The following is an 8,204-nucleotide window of genomic DNA, read 5'->3' as shown; positions in this document are numbered from 1 at the left end:
CGTAGGTCGGCCCGGCCGCCTGGGCCTCCGGTCCCGCCAGCGCCAGGATTCCCAGCGCGCCCGCGATGCCGGCCAGTCTCTGCCTGTCCATAATGTCCCCCAAAGCCCCGGGGAACAGTATCAGCGCCCGCCCGAATGGAAACGGTGGAGCGCCGCCATCGTCTCGGCCGGTTTCTCCTCCGGGAGGAAGTGGCCGCAATCGATCGCTTCGCCGCGGACATCGTCGGCCCACTCGCGCCAGATCGCCATGGTGTCGTACCAGGCCTCCAGCGCGCCCTTCTTGCCCCACAGGATCTGCACCGGGCAGGCGATCTTGTGGCGGGCCGCTGCCTTGTCGGCCCAGTCGAGTTCGCGGTCGTATCCCGCGCCGGCGCGATAGCACTCGCACATCCCGTGGATCACCTCCGGCGTCGATCCGCAGGTCAGGTAGTCGGCCCGGGCCTCCGGCTCCAGGAAATCGGGCTTTCGGCCCCGGAACTGGGCGGTGAACAGGTAGAACTCCGGGTCCGGCGTGATCATGTGCTCGGGCACGGGATAGGGCTGGGCCAGGAACGACCAGTGCCAGTAGGCCAGGGCGAACCGATGATCGATCCGGGCCCAGACCTCACCGGTCGGGATGATGTCCAAGATCGAGACCCGCCGGACAGCCTCGGGATGATCCAATGCCAGCCGGTAGGCGACCCGGCCGCCGCGGTCATGGCCCGCCACATCGAAGCAGTCGAAGCCGAAATGCTTCATCAGCGCCACCGCATCGCGGGCCATGGCGCGCTTGGAGGAGGTCTCGTTGTCGGCGCTCGATGGGGGCTTGGTGCTCCTGCCGTAGCCGCGCAGGTCCGGCGCCACGACCGTGAAGTCCTTCGCCAGGTCGCCGGCGAACTTGCCCCACATCATGTGGGTCTCCGGGTGGCCATGCAGCAGCAGGAGCGGCGGACCGGAGCCGCCATGGCGCACCCTGAGCGAGACGCCTTCACCCACCTCGATCTGCGACAACTCGAAGCCTTCGAAGCTCATCCCTCGAACTCCCGCTTGTGTCCCGCGCGCGGCTCGGAGAAGAGTGCGCCGATGGCTGAGACCCTGATCCGATGCGGGTGGCGCGGCATGGCCGGCGACCCGCTTTACGAGGCCTACCACGACACCGAATGGGGCGTACCGGAGTATGATTCGCGCGCGCTTTGGGAAAAGCTGGTGCTGGACGGCTTCCAGGCGGGCCTGGCCTGGATCACCATCCTGAGGAAGCGCGAGGCGTTCCGCGCGGCCTTCAACGACTTCGATCCGGAGAAGGTCGCGGCTTACGGCGAGGCCGACCGCGCGCGGCTGATGGCCGACGCCGGCATCGTCCGCTCCAACGCCAAGATCGACGCGGCGATCAACTCGGCGAAGATCTACCTGGCCATGCGCGACGCGGGCGAGGACTTCTCCGAGTTCTGCTGGCGCTTCGTGGACGGCAAGCCGATCCAGACCGGCGCCGTCGGCATCGGCGACGTCCCGGCCCAGACGCCGCTGGCCGTCGAGGTCTCCAAGGCGCTGAAGGCCAAGGGGTTCAAGTTCGTGGGTCCGGTGATCGTCTACGCTTGGATGCAGGCGGTCGGCATGGTCAACGATCACCTGACCTGCTGCGTCCGGCACGATGAAGTCCAGAAGGTGCGCCGATGAAGACGGGTCTGATCTTAGCGTGTCTCGCGAGCTTCGGCCTCGCCGCCTGCCAGACCTCCATCGGGCCGGTGCACATCGGCGAGATCAATCAGCAGAAGGCCCTCAGGCTGGCGCATGACGAACTGGTCCACCGCCATATGGAGGCCTACCTCGATTGGCGCGCCCAGATCGCCGATTACGACAAGGTCTGGGTCGTGACCTACTACCGGCCGGCCGACCGCTCCGATGGGCCGGCCATGGTGCGGGTGAGTTTCAATAAGCACACCGAGCATGTGGTCGCCGTGGACACTGTAGAATAACCATGGCCAAGGGCCCGACCCTCTTGCTGGAGCGCGCCTTCATCGGCGGACCGGTCTGCGGGGTAGACGAAGCCGGGCGCGGGCCGTGGGCGGGGCCCGTCAGCGCCGCCGCGGTGATCCTGAACCCGAAGAAGACGCCTAAGGGGTTGGACGACTCCAAGAAGCTGTCGGCCAAGGTGCGCGAGACCCTGGAGGTGGAGATCAAGGCCAAGGCGGTCGCCTGGTGCGTGGCCTTCGCCAGCGTCGAGGAGATCGCCAGCCTGAATATCCTGCATGCCGCCGGGCTGGCCATGCGCCGCGCTGTCGAGGGTCTCTCCGTTTCGCCGGCCTACGCCCTGGTGGACGGCAACTACCGCTTCGACCTGCCCTGCGAGGTGAAGACGGTGGTGGGCGGCGACGGAAAGTCGAAGTCGATCGCGGCAGCCTCGATCCTGGCGAAGGTGGCCCGCGACCGACTGATGATCGAGATGGACCAGCGCTACCCCGGCTACGGCTTCGCCAGCCACAAGGGCTATCACGCGGAAGTCCACGTCGAGGCCCTGCGCACGCTGGGCCCCTGCGAGATCCACCGCATGGGCTGGGCGCCGGTGAAGCTGGCGCTGATCGGCGAACTCCCGACCCAGGACAAGTTCGTCTTCGACGGGTTCGCCGATGAGGATTGAACTGCTAACTCAAGCTTGACCCGCGACCGCAGCAGGCAGCATGGGCGCCTGCGGCGCTAACCAGTTGTCAAGGCTTCAAAAATCTCAAATTAACCCGCCACGCTTAAGGTTACCCGCCCGCAGAACGCCGGGAGGGGAACGACGTGGACAAGACCAATCACTACGACCTGATCGTCATCGGGTCGGGTCCCGCCGGACGCCGTGGTGCGATCCAGGCGGCCAAGCTCAACAAGCGCGTGCTGGTGGTCGAGCGCGGCCGCCGGGTGGGCGGCGTCTCGGTCCACACCGGCACCATCCCCTCCAAGACCCTGCGCGAAACGGTTCTGAACCTTTCCGGCTGGCGCGAACGTGGCTTCTATGGCGCGGCCCACCGAGCCAAGAAGAACATCGGCGCCGAGGACCTGCGTCGGCGGCTGGACATCACGCTCGGCCATGAGGTGGACGTGCTCGAGCACCAGTTCGCCCGCAATGGCGTCGACACCGTCGAGGGCGTCGCGACATTCACCGCCTCGCACGGCGTCTCGGTGCTCAGCGCCGCCGGCGTCGCCGACTACACGGCGGAGAAATTCCTGATCGCCTGCGGCACGCGTCCGTTCCGCCCGACCCACATCGGCTTCGATGGCGAGAACATCGTCGATAGCGACGAGATCCTCGAAATCACCCGCATTCCGCGCCAACTGGTCGTGGTCGGCGCCAGTGTCATCGGCGTGGAGTACGCCTCGATCTTCTCGGCGCTGGACGTGAAGGTGACCATCATCGAGCCCAACAGCGTGCTCATGCCGTTCCTCGATCGCGAACTCGCCGACGAGTTCCTGCACGACCTGCGCGAGCGCGGCGTCATCGTCCGCTTCGGCGCCAAGGTGGCGTCGGCCGATGTCGTGGGCCCGCAGCACTGCCACCTGAAACTCACCGACGACCGCGAACTGCACGCCGACATGGTGCTGTTCTCGGCCGGCCGTGAAGGTGCGACCGATGGCCTGGGCCTTGACGCCTGTGGCCTCAAGACCGACGAGCGCGGCCGCCTCACCGTCGACAAGGCTAGCTTCCAGACCGAGGTTCCGCACATCTATGCGGCGGGCGACATCGTAGGCTTCCCCAGCCTGGCTTCGACCTCGATGGAGCAGGGCCGCATCGCCGCCTGCCACGCCTTCGACGCCCCGGCCCAGGCGGCGCCGGAATTTTTCCCCTACGGCATCTATTCGGTTCCGGAGATCTCTACGATCGGCATGAACGAGGAACAGGCGCGCGAGCGGGGCATCCCCTACGAGTGCGGTGTCGCGAGGTTCCGCGAGACATCGCGCGGCCACATCATGGGCATCTCGTCGGGCTTCCTGAAGATGCTGTTCGCCCTGGAGACCCGGCGTCTGCTGGGCGTCCACATCGTGGGCGAGGGGGCCACCGAACTGATCCACATCGGCCAGGCGGTGCTGAATCTGGAGGGAACCCTCGACTACTTCGTCGAGAACACATTCAACTATCCGACGCTGGCCGAAGCCTACAAGGTGGCCGCTCTCGACGCCTGGAACCGCATGCCCAAGCAGCAGCCCAGCGTGCAGGCGATGAAAACCAAGCTCGAACTGGCCGCCAAGGCGGTGAACGGCTAGATTCCCTCTCCCTCAGGTTGGATCAACCTGAGTGTAAAAAGGAGGGCCAGATAGCTGGCGACCTGTTCATTTCCGGCTGACTTGGTTCAAGTCGGCGGGGACAGGGTCTAGGCCGAGCGCCGATGGCGTTGCCCACGAAGCACGGCGCCGATGCCCGCCAGCCCCAGGGTGAGCAAGGCCCAGGTCGTCGGTTCCGGGATCGGCCCGGTCAGGCCAGGCGCCGCGAGCAGAGGTTGAAGTCCTTGCGGATCGTTGTTGTCGGCAGGCGCGGCGCCGAAGCCGCCTGAGGACGCGCCGCCCGGGTTCGAGAGGAAGCCGCCGCCGCTGGAGGGCGGTCCAAAACCATCGCTCCCGGACGAGCCGAAACCGACAAAGCCGCCCGCATCGTCGCCGGAAGCTAGAGCTCCGTACGCCCCGTCGATCGGGAAGTCGGCCGCCGTCAGTTCGAGCTCAGCCTCATCGCTGTGGTCGGAGGCGTCGTCAGAGTCCCGGACAGCATCCTGCACATCCTGCACCGTCGTCAGCACAGCCGGCAGCAACCCACCGCCGTGGGGTGTGGACGCGTGTCCAACTGCGGCCGGGCCGACGATCGGCGCGGCCCGTCCCGAATTCCAGGCGACGAGGCCACGCGCCCGTCCCGGCGCGGCGAACGTCGGCGCTGACGTGGCCACGACGTCCTTGTTCGTCATCACCTGCGGGATATCCAGGGTGTAGGCGTTGCCGACCAGCACGATGAGGCCGGTCGCCGCAGCGGCGACGCCGCCGAACAGCCCCAGCCGCCATCCCCAGCCCGTCGGGCGGGAGCTTTTAAGAGCGGCCTCAGGCGTGATCCTGGTCTTCATCGCGACCGGAAACACGCGATCCGACGAAAAGGCTCCTAAGGCTAAGCTACTGTTTTTTCAGTGACAATATTTCGCCACATTGGAGCTCAGCCGTGGCAGTGGCCCTGCCACGGGGCTGCGGGCTTAACTTTCTGTTCGCCACGTTCGGCAACGGGTCCTTCACCATACGGCCCCAGGATTCAGCCTCGAGACATCGAGAGGCGAGTATGGGCGTTCCCGTCGACACCATCATCCAGGGCGATTGCCTAGAGGAGCTGAGGAAGCTCCCCGACCGCTCGTGCGACCTGGTGTTCGCCGATCCGCCCTACAATCTTCAGCTCGGTGGCGACCTGCTGCGCCCGGACAATTCGAAGGTCGATGCGGTCGACGACCACTGGGACCAGTTCGAAAGCTTCGCCGCCTACGACGCCTTCACCAAGGCCTGGCTGTCCGAATGTCGCCGCATTCTGAAAGACGACGGCGCGCTGTGGGTGATCGGCAGCTACCACAACATCTTCCGGGTGGGCGCGACCCTTCAGGATCTGGGGTTCTGGATCTTGAACGACATCGTCTGGCGCAAGTCGAACCCGATGCCGAACTTCAAGGGCACCCGCTTCACCAACGCCCACGAGACCCTGATCTGGGCGACCAAGTCGCGCGGCGGCAAGCGCTACACCTTCAACTACGACGCCATGAAGATGGCCAATGACGAGTTGCAGATGCGCTCCGACTGGAGCCTGCCGCTGTGTACAGGCGACGAGCGGCTGAAGGACGAGGCGGGCGTCAAGGCGCACCCGACGCAGAAGCCGGAAGCTCTGTTGCACCGGGTGATCCTGGCGTCGACCCGGCCCGGTGACGTGATCCTCGACCCCTTCTTCGGCACCGGAACGACCGGCGCCGCCGCCAGGCGGCTGGGCCGCCACTACATCGGCATCGAGCGGGAGGCAGACTATGCCAGGCTCGCCAAGGACCGCATCGCCAAGGTGATCCCGGCCACGGCCGAGGAGATGGTGGTGACCGGCTCCAAGAAGTCCGAGCCGCGCATCCCGTTCGGCCAGATCGTCGAGGCGGGCCTGCTGCGCGCCGGCGACGTGCTCTACGACGACAAGGGCCGCCACGCCGCGCGCGTGCGCGCCGACGGCAGCCTGGTGGTGGGCGACCTTTCCGGCTCGATCCATAAGGTCGGCGCCATGGTCCAGTCGCAGCCGGCCTGCAACGGTTGGACCTACTGGCACTTCAAGTCGGACAAGGGCCTCGCCCCCATCGATGTCCTGCGCGCCAAGGTCCGCCAGCAGTTGGCGGCCTAGCTCGGCGCCTCCGCCAGGTCTAGGCTGGACCTGGTGGGACGATGATCCGAAAGCAGATCCTGATCGCGCTCGGCATGCTGGCGGCGGTGGCGGTCTGCGTCTTCGTGGCCTCGCGCGCCATGGGGTCTCACGCTGCGGCTCCGCTCGCCGTGGCCGAGCGGCTCGCGCTCGCCGCGCGATGGATGCTGGTCCCGGCGCTTTGCCTTTTCGCCGGTCTAGGCCTCACCGCAAACCAGAGGTTCCTCCGCGCCGACGCCATCGACGGCGGCCCTACGGCCAAGCCGGGCTTCCTGGAGATCAATCTTCGATACAACCAGAACACCCTGGAACAGACGGTCCTTGCCGCCGTCGCCTGGACGGGCCTGGCGCTTGAGCTGACGCCGCGCGATCTGGGTCTGATCCCGGCGCTGGCGGGCCTGTTCGCCGTCGGCCGGGCCGCGTTCTTCCTGGGCTATCTCTATGCGCCGTGGGCGCGGGCGTTCGGCCTGGGCTTGACCTTCTACCCAGCCGTCGCGACTCTCGTCTGGCTGGCGATCCGCCTTTTCGCCTAGCGCGAGCTCAGCACGAACTCGTTGCCCTCGGGGTCCTTGAAGATCGCGAAGGTTCCCCAGGGCTGCTTCTCCGGCGGCCCGCGGAATTCGACGCCGCGTTCGCTGAGCTGACGATGGGTCTGCTCCACGTCGTCACAGGCGAAGGAGCCGTTGAAGAAGGTGCCAACGCGGTCCTCGTGGCCTTCCGGCGTGAACAGCACCAGGCCGGTCTGGCTGCCGGCGATGGCCAGCTCGATCCACCGTTGCGCGCCCATCGGTTGGTCGGTGGTGACGCGGAAGCCCATTTTCTCGGTCCAGAATTTCAGCTGCAGCTCCTGGTCCCGACAGGGCAGGCCAGCGAACTTCAGGTGGGTGATCATCGGAGCCTCCGGTTTCTCATCGTGCTTTCTTTGCCGGATCGGCGGGCGCGCCGACAATGCGTGCAATAATTGCTATAACAATGAAGATGACTCGAAGGATTGCCCTCGACCCCTATGTGATCGACGTCCTGATGCGCGATTTGGTCGGGCATGACCACACGCCCTCGGCCTTCCTGGTCTACCTGTGGCTCTGGGCGCGGACCGATGGAGGCCAGCGCCGGTTCGCCGCCAGTCTGGCCGGCATCGCGTTGGAGACCGGCCTGTCGAAATCCTCGGTGCAGAACGCGGTGCGCCAGCTCACCCGCCGGCGAAAGCTGATCTCCGTCTCCCGCGACGGGCCGACCATGCCGCCGATCTATGAGGTTCTTACGCCCTGGGTCCGCGGCTAGCGGTGAAGCTGGGACTAAATTTCGACGCCACTTCCTGGCCTGGTGCAGGTTCTGGGGTGGGCAGAAAAATCAAGGGAGTATCGCTCATGACCGCTACGGCGCAGGCCTCACGCGTGATTCCGGCCAATGAGGCCGAGGTCTGGGAAACCCTCACCTCGCAAGAGGGCATGAAAGCCTACATGATGGGCGCTGAGGTGCAGGCTGACTGGCGCGTCGGCGGTCCCATCGTGATGCGCGGCGAATATAACGGCAAACCCTTCGAGGATCGCGGCGAGGTTCGCTCCTTCGAGCCCTGGCGGCGGCTCAGCTACACCCACACCAGCTCCGCCGCGCCCGACCAGACCCACGTGGTGACCATCGAGCTGGAGCCGCAGGATGACGGCACGGAGGTCAAGGTCACCCAGGAGAACGCCGACGGCTCGGTGACCGAGGCCGACAAGTGGCGTCAGGCCGATTACGAGAAGACCTGGTCGAAAATCCTCGAGAGGCTTGCCGACGCCGTGGTCGACTAAGCCCGGGAGCCGACTAGAGCAGCTTCGAAAGCCCTGCCCGCGCGGCC

The 8,204-nt window shown here is 66.3% G+C and carries 11 protein-coding genes; 8 read left to right on the top strand and 3 right to left on the bottom strand.

The annotated features are described in order from the left end of the window. Window positions 1-120 precede the first annotated feature (120 nt). Window positions 121-1,011: an alpha/beta hydrolase gene (locus E8A12_RS09875; RefSeq protein WP_293368153.1), complete on the bottom strand. Its 891-nt coding sequence runs from the start codon at window positions 1,009-1,011 to the stop codon at window positions 121-123. Window positions 1,012-1,062: 51 nt separating this feature from the next. Between E8A12_RS09875 and E8A12_RS09870 the strand changes: the two genes are divergently transcribed. The 4 genes from E8A12_RS09870 (at window position 1,063) to sthA (ending at window position 4,218) form a co-directional block, all read left to right on the top strand. Beyond that, window positions 1,063-1,653 (top strand): DNA-3-methyladenine glycosylase I, encoded by a 591-nt coding sequence (locus E8A12_RS09870; RefSeq protein WP_293368151.1) that lies wholly within the window; start codon window positions 1,063-1,065, stop codon window positions 1,651-1,653. Then, window positions 1,650-1,952 (top strand): hypothetical protein, encoded by a 303-nt coding sequence (locus E8A12_RS09865; protein WP_293368149.1) that lies wholly within the window; start codon window positions 1,650-1,652, stop codon window positions 1,950-1,952. Before E8A12_RS09870 ends, E8A12_RS09865 begins: the two co-directional genes overlap by 4 nt. 2 nt (window positions 1,953-1,954) lie before the next feature. Continuing rightward, window positions 1,955-2,614, top strand: coding sequence for a ribonuclease HII (locus E8A12_RS09860; protein ID WP_293368147.1), 660 nt, complete (start codon window positions 1,955-1,957; stop codon window positions 2,612-2,614). Between the two features lie 143 nt (window positions 2,615-2,757). Continuing rightward, window positions 2,758-4,218, top strand: a complete 1,461-nt coding sequence (sthA, locus tag E8A12_RS09855) for a Si-specific NAD(P)(+) transhydrogenase (RefSeq protein WP_293368145.1) — start codon at window positions 2,758-2,760, stop codon at window positions 4,216-4,218. A 107-nt stretch (window positions 4,219-4,325) separates the two neighbouring features. Here sthA and E8A12_RS09850 read toward each other — a convergent pair whose 3' ends face one another. Further along, on the bottom strand, window positions 4,326-5,060 hold the full coding sequence (locus E8A12_RS09850; RefSeq protein WP_293368143.1) for a PEP-CTERM sorting domain-containing protein: 735 nt from the start codon (window positions 5,058-5,060) through the stop codon (window positions 4,326-4,328). 206 nt (window positions 5,061-5,266) lie between these two features. Here E8A12_RS09850 and E8A12_RS09845 point away from each other — a divergent pair, with 206 nt between their 5' ends. Together E8A12_RS09845 and E8A12_RS09840 are read left to right on the top strand one after the other, a co-directional pair. Continuing rightward, window positions 5,267-6,346, top strand: a complete 1,080-nt coding sequence (locus tag E8A12_RS09845) for a DNA methyltransferase (RefSeq protein ID WP_293368141.1) — start codon at window positions 5,267-5,269, stop codon at window positions 6,344-6,346. Window positions 6,347-6,387: 41 nt separating this feature from the next. Next, window positions 6,388-6,897 (top strand): MAPEG family protein, encoded by a 510-nt coding sequence (locus E8A12_RS09840; RefSeq protein ID WP_293368139.1) that lies wholly within the window; start codon window positions 6,388-6,390, stop codon window positions 6,895-6,897. Here the strand turns inward: E8A12_RS09840 and E8A12_RS09835 are convergent. After that, window positions 6,894-7,256: a VOC family protein gene (locus tag E8A12_RS09835; protein ID WP_293368137.1), complete on the bottom strand. Its 363-nt coding sequence runs from the start codon at window positions 7,254-7,256 to the stop codon at window positions 6,894-6,896. The genes E8A12_RS09840 and E8A12_RS09835 overlap by 4 nt on opposite strands. A gap of 86 nt (window positions 7,257-7,342) precedes the next feature. Between E8A12_RS09835 and E8A12_RS09830 the strand changes: the two genes are divergently transcribed. Further along, the gene (locus E8A12_RS09830) at window positions 7,343-7,645 is read left to right on the top strand and encodes a helix-turn-helix domain-containing protein (RefSeq protein ID WP_293368135.1); all 303 of its coding nucleotides are present in this window, start codon (window positions 7,343-7,345) and stop codon (window positions 7,643-7,645) included. Window positions 7,646-7,731: 86 nt separating this feature from the next. Then, window positions 7,732-8,157, top strand: a complete 426-nt coding sequence (locus E8A12_RS09825) for an SRPBCC domain-containing protein (protein ID WP_293368133.1) — start codon at window positions 7,732-7,734, stop codon at window positions 8,155-8,157. The last annotated feature ends 47 nt before the right edge of the window (window positions 8,158-8,204 follow it).

Source organism: Phenylobacterium sp., assembly GCF_004799395.1.
In the GTDB taxonomy this organism is placed as follows: domain Bacteria; phylum Pseudomonadota; class Alphaproteobacteria; order Caulobacterales; family Caulobacteraceae; genus Phenylobacterium.
The sequence above is the reverse complement of the archived record's forward strand: the minus strand, read 5'-3'. Positions and strand labels throughout refer to the sequence as shown.